The sequence below is a fragment of the Pseudoflavonifractor phocaeensis genome (assembly GCF_016901735.1).
In the GTDB taxonomy this organism is placed as follows: domain Bacteria; phylum Bacillota; class Clostridia; order Oscillospirales; family Oscillospiraceae; genus Pseudoflavonifractor_A.
Genome location: NZ_JACLZC010000008.1, coordinates 17987 through 31393, shown reverse-complemented (window position 1 = coordinate 31393; position 13407 = coordinate 17987). Strand labels below are relative to the sequence as shown.

The following is a 13407-nucleotide window of genomic DNA, read 5'->3' as shown; positions in this document are numbered from 1 at the left end:
GCCTCCTATGTCAGAACAGGCTCATCTGGCCCGACTGCGGCGCCTTTCTCCGGGGCGGACGGGCCGCCTGACGCGCGATCCCCTCCGGCAGCTCCGCCAAAAAGGGAGAGGGCTCCCCGGAGGTGAGGAGGAGCAGCTCCTCCTTGGCACGGGTCATGCCCACGTAAAAAAGACGGCGCTCCTCCGCCCGGTCGGCGGGGCGGCGGTCCGATTCCAGGGGCAGCAGACCCTGCCGCAGGCCCGCCAGAAAGACCACCGGAAATTCCAGCCCCTTGGCGGCGTGCAGGGTGAGCAGCGTCACCGCCCCAGAGGCGTAGTCATGTCCCGCCCGGCGGCGCAGGTCGCCTTCGCCGCCCAGGGTCAGCCCCAGCAGAAAAGAGGGCATATCCCGGTAAAAAACCGCCATGTTGTGCAGCTCCTCCAGCTTTTCCGAGCCGGCACAGCCCGCGCTCTGTCCCCACTCCTCCAAAAGCTTCCAGGGCTTTTCCCGCTCCACCCGGGGGGCAAAGCGGTGGGACAGCTCCAGCCAGCGGCGCAGCTTCCCCACCTGGGCGTAGCTGTCCGCCACCGCCTGGACCCGCCGCAAAACCTCGCCGCCCGCCCGGCTCCAGGTGTCGGACACCGGGCGTATCAGATCCGCCGGGCACTCCCACACCAGGGACAGACAGCCCTCCAGGGCCAGCGTGTCCTCCGGCTCCAGCAGCAGCCGGAAAAAGCACAGCACGCCCCGTACGATGGGGTCGGAAAGGGCGTCGTCCTTGCCCACCACCAGGCAGGGGATGTCCTCCCGGCGGAGGCATTGCTCGATGTGCCGTCCCTGCCGGCGGGTGCGGCAGCACACCGCGATGTCGGAAAAGCCCCGTACCCGCTCCCGCGTCCCCGCCCGCTGGGCCGAGAGCATGTCGCCCCCTCCCACCATGTCCATGATCTCCTTGGCGATGAAAATTCCCTCGTCCCGCTCACTCTCTGCTGTGAGCAGCCGCACCGCCGGACCCGAGGGACGGGTGGCGGCGAGCTGCCGGGGGGTACCGCCGTTGTGGGCGATCACCGCCAGGGCGGCGGACAAAATTTCCGGCGTGGAGCGGTAGTTCTCCCGCAGAAGAATCTCCTCCATGCCGGGAAAGTCGGCCCGGAGCTTGTCAAAGCAGTTTTCCGCGCCGCGAAAACCGTAGATGGACTGGTCCGGGTCGCCGATGACGAAGAGGGACGCTCCGCCCCGGCTCCATGCCCGCACCAGCCGGTATTGCAGGTCGTTGCAGTCCTGGAACTCGTCCACCAGCAGGTGGCGGAACCGGCGCTGGGCCGGTCCCCGCATGGCCTCGGCCAGGGCCAGCGCCTGGAGCAGCAGATCGTCAAAGTCCATGAGGCCCGCCTCATGGAGCTGGCGGATATAGAAGGCGCAGGCCCCCTCCATGCCCTCCGGCTCCTCGCCGGCGGGCAGGCCGTTTTTCCGGCGGGATACCCCCTCCAGCAGGTCCGCCGGGCTGCATTTGACCCCCAAGGCCCGGATGGTCCGTCCGGCCAGCTCCAGGCACTCGTAGGTCCCGCCCAGGCGGGACCGCTCCCCCGCCTCCTCCAGCAGGGTGAGACACACCGCGTGGAAGGTGCCGATGGTCACCTCCCCCGCCTTCCGCTTGCCCAGACGGGCTTCCAGCCGCTCCCGCAGCTCCCCCGCCGCCCGGTTGGTAAAGGTCACCGCCGTAATCTCTCCCGCTTTGCTTCGTCCCGACCGGATCAGCGCCTCCACCCGGCCGGCCAGGGTCCCCGTCTTGCCGCTGCCCGGTCCGGCGATGACCGCCACCACCCGGCTCGCGCTGTCCATGGCCCGCTGCTGGTCCTCATTGGGCCGGAACTCCTGGGTCGGGACGGCGGCGGGCGTCTCCCTGGGCGCCGTCCGGCGGGCGGCGGAGCGCTTCTTTTTCACCGGCACCGGTTCCACCCCGAAGAGACTGGCCTGTCCCGTCAGCGCCTCCCGCTCCGACGGGGTCAGAAGGGTCATGGCGCCGTACGCCCCGTCATAGCCCGGCTGCCACTCCACCCGTCCGGCCCGAAGGCGGCGCACCCCCTCGGCCACGCAGGGACCCGCCACGGCGGCGATGTCCGCCTCCGGCACGTCCCGCAAAATGTGGAATTCCGACCCCAGCTGCCGCAGCAGGTCCTCATACCGGCGCTGATTGTCCTTGTGCTCCGGCTTTCCACCCAGAGAGGCGGCGATGACCTCCGGCAGAGGCGCCAGGCGCTCAAACACCGGAGCGTCCGGCTTTTGGTAGCCCTCCGGCCGGTCGGCCAGCTGCTCCACCCGGTGGAGCACGCCGGTGGTCAGCTTTTTGGCGCATACCGGACATATGCCCCCCAGCCCCTCCGCCTGGGCGGGCGACAGACACTGGTGGCAGTTCCGGTGGCCGTCATAGTGGTACTTCCCCTCCTCCGGGAAAAATTCCACCGTGCCCGTTAACCCCTCCCCCGTGGTCAGCGCCCGGGCCAAATCCGGATACGTGAGGGGGACGTCCAGCAGATCGGCCTCTCGCCCCAGCTTCTGGGGGGAGTGGGCGTCGGAGTGGGAGACCAGCTGGTAGCCGTCCAGGGCGGAAAGCCGCCAGTTCATGGGCGGATCGGAGGAGAGGCCCGTCTCCAGGGCGTGGATATGCTTGGTCAGATCGCCGAAGCACTCCTCCATGGTATCAAAGCCGGAAAAGGCCCCAAACAGAGAAAAATGGGGCGTCCAGATATGGGCCGGAATAAAGACCGCGTCGGGCGCCGCCTCCAGGGTGATCTCCAGCAGGTCCCGGCAGTCCAGCCCCAGAATGGGCCGTCCGTCGGAGCGGATGTTGCCGATGGCCTCCAGACGGCGGGAGAGCACCTCCGCCGCCTCCAATGAGGGGAGCAAAATGAGGGAGTGGACCTTCCGCACCCTGCCTCCCTTTTTGTAGATGGAGCTGATCTCTCCCGTCACCACAAAGCGGGGGGCTTCTCCCGCCGGACGGCAGCCGTCCGGCCGGACCAGGTCGGGCCGCAGGGTATAAAGCCCCTCCTCCGCCGGGACCAGGGCTTCGGCCAGCTCCGCCCGCCAGGCCGGATGGGTAAAGTCCCCCGTCCCCACCAGGTCGATCCCCTTCCGCCGGGCCCAGAAATCCAGCGCGTCGGGCACGCAGTCCCGGCTGGTGGCCCGGGAATATCTGGAATGAATGTGTAAATCGGCAATGCGCACAGGGCACGCCCCCCTCTCTCCGCTCTTTTTATCATTTAATTACATGATAAAACGATTTCACTCCCCGCGCAAGCATTTCCCGGCAAAAAAGCGGTACCGCCGGAAAAATCCGCCGATACCGCTTTTCACTCATGTGTCCGTTTACTTTTTGGCCTCTCCCTCGGGGAAGATCTTCTTGTTGACGAAGAAGAACACGATCATGGACACGCCGCCGTTGAGGACCGCCGTGCCGATGTTGTAGATATAGTCGGGTACCAGCAGGCCGGCCACCGCCACCCAGATGCAGTTGATGGAGTTGACGATGCAGGTGATGAAAAAGAAGGCTACGCAGTACCAGGCGATCTGGGGACCCAGCTTGCCCTTGCTGCGGAACACGAAGTTGCGCTGGATGGGGAAATTGATGACCTCGCCGATGATCATGGCCACCATGTAGGCGCAGAAATAGCCCAGTCCGCCGTGGGCCTGGTCATAGCCCAGGATGTTCCACTCAAAGGTCTCGCCGAACATGGTCAGCGGGATGCCCGGCCAGCCGAAGGACGCGTCCCCCAGCCAGGCAAAGGCGGCGGGCAGAAATTGCAGGATACAATATTTCATAACGGTGATCAGGTTGCTGACGATGACGAACAGACCGCCCTCCCGCACCCATTTGGACGCTTTCGGGTATTTCTTCTCAAACCGGGACCATGCCCCCATAACGCCGGTATTCTGATTGCTCATGATGTGACCTCCCACTCCGATTTTCCTTACTTGCCGGCGTTGGCCAGCGCTTCACGGTATGCTTTCATCCGCTTGTTCATCCGGCTCCGGGCGCCCAGCAGATGGCCCACGCCTTTGAAGAAATGGCCGTTGAAGATCTCCAGCAGGGCGTCGGCCATGGCCATATCGAACGCGCCGCCCATCATCTTTGCCACACCGCGGAAGGGCATGTTATAGATGAACAGGATGTTCAGATCCGGCTTGCCCGCCTCCTCGGCCTTTTTCTTCTTGCCGCTCAGAATCCGGTAGACCAGACGGCCCACCCAGCTCTTGGCGTAGCAGAGCTGGGCAAAGGTGTCGTTTCGGTCCAGCAGGCGGGTCCGGTCCCACTTGGTCTGGGGGATGGGCCGGCCCAGCAGGGCGGCAAACTCCGCGTCAGGCACGTCGGACACCTTGCCGCTCTCGTAGCTGGGGAGCTTGAGGCCCTCGTAGGGATTGGGCGCGCCGGTACCCGCCACCTCCACGCTGCCGGTAAGGCGGATATCCGCCGCCGAAGCGCCCACCAGGATGTCATATGTACCGCCTTCCACCTCAAACCGGTCGGTCTTGACGTTGAAGTAGCGGAACGCCTTGTCGTCCAGGGGGATGGTGACCGTCTGGGACTGGCCGGCCTCCAGATAAATCTTGGTAAAGCCCTTGAGCTCCTTGACCGGGTGGAACACCTGGCCGTGGCTGGAGACGTAGACCTGGGCAATCTCGGCGCCGGCCCGCTCGCCGGTGTTGGTGATGCGGAAACGGACCTGGGTGGGGCTCACCTCCAGCTGGTCGTAGGCAAAGGTGGTGTAGGAGAGGCCGAAGCCGAAGGGGAAGCGCACCGGCACGCCGGCGGTGTCATAGTACCGGTAGCCGATGAAGGGGCCCTCCCGGTATTCGGTGGTCCGCTCGGCGCCGGGGAAGTTGCGGTAAGCGGGGGTGTCCTCGTAGCGGATGGGGTAGGTCTCGGCCAGCTTGCCGGAGGGATTCACCTTGCCGGTGAGCAGGTCCACCACCGCGCCGGCGCCCGCCTGGCCGCTGAGGTAGCCGTGGAGCAGGGCCTTGCAGTCCTCCAGCCAGGGCATCTCCACCGGCGCGCCGCCGCTGAATACCACCACCACGTTGGAATTGACCTGGGCCACGGCGTGGAGGAGCTTGACCTGGTTGTCGTTCAGGCGCATCTGGGCCCGGTCCATGCCCTCCGACTCGGCAATCTCGTCCAGGCCCAGATAGAGGACCGCCACCTGGGCCTTCTTGGCCAGGGCCACCGCCTCGTCCAGCTTGGCCTGGTCCTCTCCGCCATGGCGGAGGAAGCCGGCGGCATAACCCACCACCTGAAGGCCGCTCTCCTGCATGGCGTCCATGGCACTGTCCAGCTTGGTGGTGTTGACCATGGAGGAGCCGGCGCCCTGGTAGCGGGGCGTCTGGGCAAAGTCGCCGATGACGGCCACGGCGGTCCCCGCCTTCAGGGGCAGGATGTTGTCCTCGTTGCGCAGCAGCACGGCGGAGGAGAGGGCCGCCTTCCGGGCCATGGCGTGGTGGTCCTCCACGTCAAACGCGGTGGCGGTGTCCTCGGGGATGACGGTGTCCATCAGCACGGTGAGGTATTCGTCCACCCGCCGGTCCAGCAGGGCCTCGTCCAGCTTGCCGGAGCGGACGGCGTCGATGAGCTCCAGATCGCTGGTGCCGCCGGTGGAGGGCATTTCCAGATGGTTGCCCGCCGCCACGCTCAGGGCGTGGTCGTTGGAGCCGCCCCAGTCGGTGACCACAAAGCCGTCAAAGCCCCACTCGTCCACCAGGATCTCCTGGAGCAGCTTGGCGTTTTCGCTGGCATAGACCCCGTTGATCCTGTTATAGGAGGACATGATGCACTTGGGCTTGGACTCCTTCACGGCAATCTCAAAGCCGGTGAGGTAAATTTCCCGCAGGGTGCGCTCGTCCACCACCGAGTCGCTGGCCATGCGCAGGTGCTCCTGGTTGTTGGCGGCGAAGTGCTTGGGGCAGGCGCTGATGCCCTTGCTCTGGATGCCCCGGATGTAGGAGGCGGCCATCTTGCCCGCCAGATAGGGGTCCTCGCTGAAATACTCAAAATTCCGGCCGCACAGGGGGGAGCGCTTCATGTTCAGGCCGGGCCCCAGCAGCACGTTCACCCGCTGGGCCAGGCACTCTTCGCCCAGATAGCGGCCGATCTCTTCCCCCAGCGCGGGGTCCCAGCTGTTGGCCACCGACGCGGCGGTGGGGAAGCAGGTGGCGGGCAGGCTGGCGTTCAGGCCCAGATGGTCGGCGGCCCCCGCCTGCTTGCGCACCCCGTGCGGTCCGTCGGAGAGGAACATGGGGGGCACATTCAGCCGTTTGACCCCCTTGGTGGTAAAATTGCCCTCGCCAGAGAGGAGAGAGCATTTTTCTTCCAGTGTCATCTTTTTGATCAGCGCTTCATGCTTCACGGTAAATTCTCCTTTTCCTCATTCCGGTCTCTTCCGGGAAAAAATGCCGCCTGCCGGCGGCTCTGTGTTGCTTTCCCGTACTCGTGCTCGGGCACGTTTCTTTGAGAACTTATGATACTGTTTTCCCCCTCCTGTGTCAATTGTATCTTACCATTTTTACTAAGGTTTTCCGTTTTGCATAAGAACGGCACAGACTTTTTGTATAAAAAAACGTCTCCCATTTCAAAAATGGGCAAAAAAGCACCGGAACGGGTCTTTACCCGTCCCGGCGCGGCGGCGCGGCCGCCTGTGGACCGGAAACACCGTCACATATTTTGGGCAATGCGGATGCTCAGGTCGGTATAAAATCGGTCCTTGCGGGGCAGCTCGTCAAAGAGGAGATAGTCTGACAGAATCTGAATGGGCAAAGCCCCCTGCACCTCCGGCTGCTGGGTCATGGTGGCCGAGATGACGCCCTCCCGCAGCATCTCCCGCTGGACCGGCACCAGGTCGCTGGTAATGATGGAGAGGGGCCGTCCCGCCCCCTCGTATACCGAACGGCAGATGGAGAAGTCGCCCAAATTCACGATGTACACCGCGTTGATCTCCGGATGGCGGCGCACCGTCTCCACCGCCTGGGTGCAGTCCTCGTTCTGGAACACCACGGCCTCCTCCTGGAACAGGCGCAGCTCCGGATAGCGGACCAGCTCCTGCCGAAAGCCCTGGCTCCGGGCCAGATAGGGGGGGCTCTCCAGGTCATGGTGGGTGAGAAAGAGCACCGTGCCCTTCCGGTCGGTACACAGGGCCGTCAGCCCCGCCGCCACCCGGCCGGCCTGGATATAGTCGCAGCCCACATAGCAAAGCCGCTTGGCCGCATAGTCGGCGTTATAAAAGACCATGGGTGTGCCCCGCTCCTCCATACGGGAAATAAAGCTCTGGACCGGCGGCACCGTCATGGGCAGAAGGGCCACCCCGTCCGGCCTGTCCGCCTCCAGGCGGGCCAGCACCTCTGTGATGGCTCCCTCGCTCATCTCCTGAAAGAGATAGAAATTCACCGTGATGCCAAAGGGCTCCAGAGAGGCGGCTTTTTCCCGGGCCGCCCGGAGCACATCCTGAAAGTAGACCGTATCCGGGGTATCGCAGCACACAAAGGCGATGCGCAGATCCCGCTTTCGGGCGGCCAGCAGCTGGCCGGCAATGTTCGGCTGATAGCCCACCTCCTCGGCGATGCGGCGCACCCGGGCGGCGGTTTCCGGATTGACTCCGGCCCGGTTGTTGAGCACCCGGTCCACTGTGCCCCGGGACACCCCCGCAAGCTGGGCAATCTGCCGTATGGTAAGCATAATTGGACACCTCCTTTTTCTTAGACCCATCCGATGGGAAAGCAAAGGCCGCCCATAACGGGCAGCCCTGCATTTTTTATTCCTGTTGTCTGGCCAAAAAAGCCTTCAGTTGATCGGCGCAGGCGTCGCCCAGGGAAAAGCCGCCCTGCCGTTTGGGGTGCATCAGGTCCATGACCACCTTGGCCTGCTCCGCCAGCCGCCCCGCCTTGACCAGCTGGAGCAGAGACGCGGAGTTCTCCGCGTCGTACACCGCCCGGTGGGCCGCGCCGGCAAACTGGTATTCCGCCGCCCCCAGCGCGTTTTGCAGCGACAGGGGATTGGCCCGGGACAGGCCGATCAGCCGGGTGTAGACCGCCTGAAAATCCAGCCACCGCTGGTTGAGCTGCCAGGGCAGCTCGTATTCCTTCAGCCAGCTCTCGTCATAGAGCTGGTATTGGTCGGTGCGGCTCCAGGAGTAGATCCGCCCCCGCCCCTCCCCGATCCAGGCGCCGAAGGCCTCCATGGCCGGACCGAAGGGCTGGGCGTTTTTCACCTTGTCCTGGGTGATGCCGGTGATCTCGGTGATGCGGGGGGTAATGGTGTTGTATTCCGGGCGCACATAGCAGGAAAACCGGTCCACCAGGGTGTAGTCCCGGTCCAGCTTCACCGCGCCGATCTCCACGATCTCCGCTCTGGCGATGGCCCGCGCCTCTTTGTACTGCCGGGGGATGGGATTCATCTCGAAATCCAGGAAAATATGGGTGTCGTACATGGTATCGCTTCCTTACTGCCCGGCGGCGGGGCTTTCTTAAAATTCCGCGTTGCCCACCGTACGGGGATGGAGCTCCACGTCCCGGATGTTGTTGATGCCCGTCAGATACATCACCATCCGCTCGAAGCCCAGGCCGTAGCCGGCGTGACGGCAGGAGCCGTAGCGCCGCAGGTCCAGATACCACCAGTAATCCTTGGGGTCCATCCCCAGCTCCTGGATGCGGCCCTCCAGCAGCTCCAGCCGCTCCTCGCGCTGGGAGCCGCCGATCAGCTCGCCGATGCCGGGTACCAGGCAGTCGGCGGCCGCCACCGTCTTGCCGTCGTCGTTGAGGCGCATATAGAACGCCTTGATCTCCTTGGGATAGTCGGTGACGAACACGGGGCGCTTGTACACCTGCTCGGTGAGGTAGCGCTCATGCTCGGTCTGAAGGTCGCAGCCCCAGTAGACCTTGAAGTCGAACTTGTCGTTGTTCTCCTCCAGGATCTGAATGGCCTCGGTGTAGCTCACCCGGGCGAAGTCGGAGGAGGCCACATGCTCCAGCCGCTCCTTGAGGCCCTTGTCCACAAAGGAGTTGAAGAAATTCATCTCGTCGGGGCACTTGTCCATGACATAGCGGATGACGTATTTGATCATGGCCTCGGCGTTGTCCATGTAGTCGCTCAGGTCGGCAAAGGCCATTTCCGGCTCAATCATCCAGAACTCGGCGGCGTGGCGCTGGGTGTTGGAGTTTTCGGCCCGGAAGGTGGGACCGAAGGTGTACACATTGCCGAAGGCCATGGCGAAGTTTTCACAGTTCAGCTGGCCGGAGACGGTGAGATTGGCCTTCTTGCCGAAAAAGTCCTTGCTGTAATCCACGGCGCCGTCGGCGGTCTTGGGGACGTTTTCCAGGTCCAGCGTGGTCACCTGGAACATCTCGCCGGCGCCCTCGCAGTCGCTGGCGGTGATGATGGGGGTGTGGACATAGACAAAGCCCTGGTCCTGGAAGAAGCAGTGGATGGCGTGGGCGGTGACGGAGCGCACCCGGAAGGCCGCGGAAAACAGGTTGGTTCTGGGGCGCAGGTGCTGAATGGTACGCAAAAATTCCACGCTGTGGCGCTTTTTCTGGAGGGGATAGTCGGGGGTGGAGGGACCCTCCACGGCGACGGAGGCGGCCCGCAGCTCCAGCGGCTGCTTGGCCCCGGGGGTGAGGATCACCGTACCGGTGATGACAAAGGCGGTACCCACGCTGCTCTTGGCGATCTCCTTGAAGTTCTCCACCTCGTTGTCGGCAAAGACGATCTGAAGATTACGGAAGCAGGAGCCGTCGTTGAGCTCGATAAATCCGAAGGTCTTCATATCCCGGATGGTACGGGCCCAGCCGCAGACCGTCACGGTCTGGCCGCCAAAAGCCCCCTGGTCGGCAAAGATCTGCGCCACAGTGGTTCGTTTCATGGTGGTTCAACTCCATCTCTTTAGTAAATATAAGGCAAAATCTAGTATATCATCTTTTTTGTACTTTGCAAGAGCGGCGCCCATTTTCCTCCGCTTTTTACGCCTAGGACAGGGTATAAAAATCCTCCGCCCAGCTCCGGGCGTCAAAGACCTGGTTATACACCAGCATATCATACTCCGAGTATCCCGCCAGGGCCTCCTGGGACAGGGCCTCCGGGTCGTCCGTCCAGACGCCCGCGGCGTCCCGGAGCCCCACCGCGTTGATCACCGGCAGCGCCGTCTCCAGCCGGCGCAGAAACTTCTGATACCCGGTCTGGGGCAGGTTGGCCGTCTCGGTCAGCAGGGCGGACAGATAGTTGATGGACAGCTCCATCCCCTCCGCCTCGGGAATATCATAGTTTGCCCAGATGAAAAAGGGGGTCATCTGCTTTTTTTGCAGTTCCTCCATGGCGGGCGCATTGCCCAGCACCACCTGATAAAAGGAGGTCTCCACCTGAGGCTGGTGGTCGCCAAAGACGCAGATCATGGTGGGCTCCTCCACGGAGGAAAAGTAATCAATCAGATATGCCAGCGCCTGATCGGTCTCATGGACCAGGTTGAGATACTGGTCCACGCCGTCTCCCGTGTAGCGGCTGTCGTCCGGCTGGGTGAGGGTGATCTCCCGCTCCAGGTTGGTCCACGCCTGATTGTAGCCGCTGTGGTTCTGCATGGTCACATTGAACACAAAGAGCCGTTCCCCCGCCTCCTTGGCCTCGTAGCGCCGGATCAGGTTTTCAAAATCGGTCTGGTCGGAGATGTACTCCCGGATGCGGTAAATCTGTGTAAAATCCTGCTGGAAATGGGTCTCGTCAAAGCCGAAGTAGGAATAGACCGCCGGGCGGTTCCATCCGGAGGAGTAATAGGGGTGCATGGCCACGCAGGTATAGCCCAGGTCCTTCATCTGACCCACCAGACTGGGGGTCTCGCCGTTGACGTACATCTGATAGGGCACCGTACCGGTGGGCAAAAGGGCGGTGGTGTTGCCGGTGAGAAACTCATATTCGGAGTTGGCGGTGGTGCCCCCAAAGACGGAGGAATAGACATAGCCCTTCACCGTATTTTCGGTGAGGCTGTGGAGGAAGGGCAGGGGGTCCTGGCTGGTCTCCACCCCGGGCAGCACCGAAAAGTCGGAGAAGGCCTCGTCCATGATGACGATGAGGTTGACCGGCGTGGTCTCCTCTCCCGACAGCACCGCCGGGTCGGAGGGATACTCCGCCATAAGGGCGGTCACCGTCTCCTGGCCGTAGTCCTCCGGCGGGCTCACCTGGCTGTATCGGAGACAGAGGGTAAAGTTGAGGGCCAGGCCGTTGCCCTGGGTCGCCCAGAGGGAGGGCTTGATGCCCGCGTTGGGCACCGCGTTGGTGGCGAAAAAGAGGAGCAGAAAGGCCGCCGAAAGGGACAGCCCCGGCACGCCGATCCGCCAGATCCCCTTGCGCCGGCCCTTGCGGGCGGGCAGCAGAAAAAGGGCCGCCAGCACCAGCAAAACCACCAGTCCCGTGCGGATCTGCACCTCGTCCAGGGTATAGCTGTAATTGCCCGCCACATTGGCCGCGGTTTTCAGGGTCAGCAGGTCCGCCGGAAAGATGATCCGCCCCCGAAAGCGCACCACATAGCGGTTGACCATGCCGATGAGCCAGGCCGACGCCAGCGAGAGCCGCGCCGCCATCAGCGGCCGTCCGGTGATCAGATACCAGAGCAGCAGCCCCATATAATACCAGGGCAAATTCAGCAGGATCTGAAGGCCGGAAAAGGTCCTCCAGGGCTGGTTATAGTTGAGCAGCTCCACCAGCGTAAAGGAGAGCAGCGGCATGAGGGCAAAGCTCGTCCATACCAGCACTTCGGTCAAACGTCCGGTGAGGGGCAGCTTCCGCCAAAGCAGCCGCGTCATGGAGGACGGTCGTTTTGTTTGGGTCGCCATAAGCATCTCTCTTTCTGCTGCAAGTGGTATTACTATAACACAAATTTCCCGTCTATAAAACACTTTTTTGCGGCAATCGCAAAAAATCGACGGACAGCTCCATCCGTGGAGGCTGTCCGCCGTTCTCTGCGGGAAGGCTTCAGCTCTGGGTAATGTTGGTCATCTCCATGGTGACGGGGGTGGTGTAGGGGTTGATCATCTCGTTGACGATCTCCAGGACCTCCTCGGGGTAGAGCTCATAGCAGTACGTATAGCCCTTGTAGGTGACCGTCCCGTCGCCGGGCAGCGTGGCGGTGGACAGCCCGCTGGACAGGTCAAATCCTGTGACCGGCTCCACAAACCAGAGGAAATTGCCTAAGGTCAAATCGGTATCCACATATTCGTAAAAAATCGCCGCGTATTCCCCCAGCTTCTGGGGGTTGGACAGCACCTTTTTGGCGATGGCCGAAAGCACTGCCTGCTGGGTCTGGGTGCGCTCCACGTCAGTATAGGCCACCTGCTCCTCCCAGGCGTTGTTGTGCCGGAAGCGGCAGACCTCCATGGCGGCCTGGCCGTCCAGATGGGTCATGCCGGCGGAAAAATGGATGTGCAGGTCCTGCATGGGGTCGTCATAGGACATATCCACGGGGACCTCAAAGTCAATCCCGTCCACCGCGTTCACCAGGGCCTTGAAGCCCTCGATATCCACCGTGATGTAGTGGTCGATGGGAATGCCCAGCAGATCGGAGACCGCCGCCATCATGGCCTCCGGCCCGCCGTGGTAGACCGAATTGATTTTATAGGGCTTTTCCGCCATCAGGGTGTCCCGGGGAATGGAGACCAGCCCGGCCTTCTGGTTGACGGTGTCATACATGCCCACCATAATGGTGTCGGCGTTGCCGCTGGCCTGGTCGCTGGCGGCCAGCAAAAAGGTCCAGGTCTTGTCCTTGCGGATGCGTCCGTTGATGTCGGCCACCTGCTCGCTGGCGCCGTTGGCCACGGGCAGCTCCGTACCGTTCTGGGCGGTGGTGGGCTGCTCACTGATGAAATGATACGCCACATAAAGGGTCACGATCACTGCCGATACCGCCACCAACAGGCGGTAGAGCAAACGGAACAGTCGCTTGAGCGGGGAACGCTTGGCGCTGCGGAGGATTCTTTTCGCCATGTTAAGGCCATACACCTTCCTTTTCTTTGGTCAAAAACGGGTCTGTGGGTTTCTTGAATAGTATACCGAATCCCAGCCCGTTCGGCAAGAGCCAAAATTCATTCCCGCCGCCGCTCCCGGGCCAAAAGCGCGGCGGTCAATCCGTTCATCGCCCCCAGAAGCTCCAGCAGGATCTGATTCTGCCGCAGCAGCGCCTCCAGCACCCGGCAGTCCTCCGCCGGGCGGGGCTGAGTGCGGGGCGGCGTGTGACGTTTCATGGGCTCCCCGTCGGGCGGACGGGGACAGATGGGACCAGCCTGCATAAAAAAGCCTCCTCTCACCGGTCATACCCCATCCTATGCCCCTACCTCCCTTCGCTCCACTGACACCCCCTTGACATTTCCGCCCCGGACGTGTAAAGTGTTGTCTGTCTCAAATG

Annotated in this window: 9 protein-coding genes; all 9 read right to left on the bottom strand. The window is 62.9% G+C overall.

Going from position 1 to position 13407, the window contains the following annotated elements:
• Positions 1–10: 10 nt before the first annotated feature.
• Positions 11–3208: a UvrD-helicase domain-containing protein gene (locus tag H7U37_RS16010; RefSeq protein ID WP_338049760.1), complete on the bottom strand. Its 3198-nt coding sequence runs from the start codon at positions 3206–3208 to the stop codon at positions 11–13.
• 141 nt (positions 3209–3349) lie between these two features.
• Complete coding sequence (locus H7U37_RS03125) at positions 3350–3925, bottom strand: GtrA family protein (RefSeq protein ID WP_338049759.1); 576 nt, start codon at positions 3923–3925, stop codon at positions 3350–3352.
• Positions 3926–3951: 26 nt separating this feature from the next.
• Complete coding sequence (locus tag H7U37_RS03120) at positions 3952–6381, bottom strand: glycoside hydrolase family 3 C-terminal domain-containing protein (protein ID WP_338049757.1); 2430 nt, start codon at positions 6379–6381, stop codon at positions 3952–3954.
• 305 nt (positions 6382–6686) lie between these two features.
• Positions 6687–7733 (bottom strand): LacI family DNA-binding transcriptional regulator, encoded by a 1047-nt coding sequence (locus H7U37_RS03115; RefSeq protein ID WP_338049763.1) that lies wholly within the window; start codon positions 7731–7733, stop codon positions 6687–6689.
• 46 nt (positions 7734–7779) lie between these two features.
• A complete protein-coding gene (locus H7U37_RS03110) occupies positions 7780–8454 on the bottom strand; it encodes a 3'-5' exonuclease (RefSeq protein ID WP_204873525.1) in 675 nt (224 codons plus the stop codon).
• 36 nt (positions 8455–8490) lie between these two features.
• The gene (gene asnS, locus H7U37_RS03105) at positions 8491–9885 is read right to left on the bottom strand and encodes an asparagine--tRNA ligase (protein ID WP_204873524.1); all 1395 of its coding nucleotides are present in this window, start codon (positions 9883–9885) and stop codon (positions 8491–8493) included.
• A 103-nt stretch (positions 9886–9988) separates the two neighbouring features.
• Entirely contained in the window at positions 9989–11842 is a 1854-nt protein-coding gene (locus H7U37_RS03100; RefSeq protein WP_243414211.1) for an LTA synthase family protein, read from the bottom strand.
• 139 nt (positions 11843–11981) lie between these two features.
• Positions 11982–12989 (bottom strand): LCP family protein, encoded by a 1008-nt coding sequence (locus H7U37_RS03095; RefSeq protein WP_207751934.1) that lies wholly within the window; start codon positions 12987–12989, stop codon positions 11982–11984.
• A gap of 98 nt (positions 12990–13087) precedes the next feature.
• On the bottom strand, positions 13088–13291 hold the full coding sequence (locus tag H7U37_RS03090) for a hypothetical protein (RefSeq protein ID WP_204873523.1): 204 nt from the start codon (positions 13289–13291) through the stop codon (positions 13088–13090).
• Positions 13292–13407: the final 116 nt, after the last annotated feature.

Bases quoted from the DNA above. Each gene is read 5' to 3' on its own strand.
- H7U37_RS03125 (WP_338049759.1), bottom strand. From the start codon at position 3,925: ATGAGCAATCAGAATACCGGCGTTATGGGGGCATGGTCCCGGTTTGAG.
- H7U37_RS03095 (WP_207751934.1), bottom strand. From the start codon at position 12,989: ATGGCGAAAAGAATCCTCCGCAGCGCCAAGCGTTCCCCGCTCAAGCGA.
- H7U37_RS03100 (WP_243414211.1), bottom strand. From the start codon at position 11,842: ATGGCGACCCAAACAAAACGACCGTCCTCCATGACGCGGCTGCTTTGG.
- H7U37_RS03115 (WP_338049763.1), bottom strand. From the start codon at position 7,733: ATGGGTCTAAGAAAAAGGAGGTGTCCAATTATGCTTACCATACGGCAG.
- H7U37_RS03110 (WP_204873525.1), bottom strand. From the start codon at position 8,454: ATGTACGACACCCATATTTTCCTGGATTTCGAGATGAATCCCATCCCC.
- H7U37_RS03090 (WP_204873523.1), bottom strand. From the start codon at position 13,291: ATGCAGGCTGGTCCCATCTGTCCCCGTCCGCCCGACGGGGAGCCCATG.
- asnS (WP_204873524.1), bottom strand. From the start codon at position 9,885: ATGAAACGAACCACTGTGGCGCAGATCTTTGCCGACCAGGGGGCTTTT.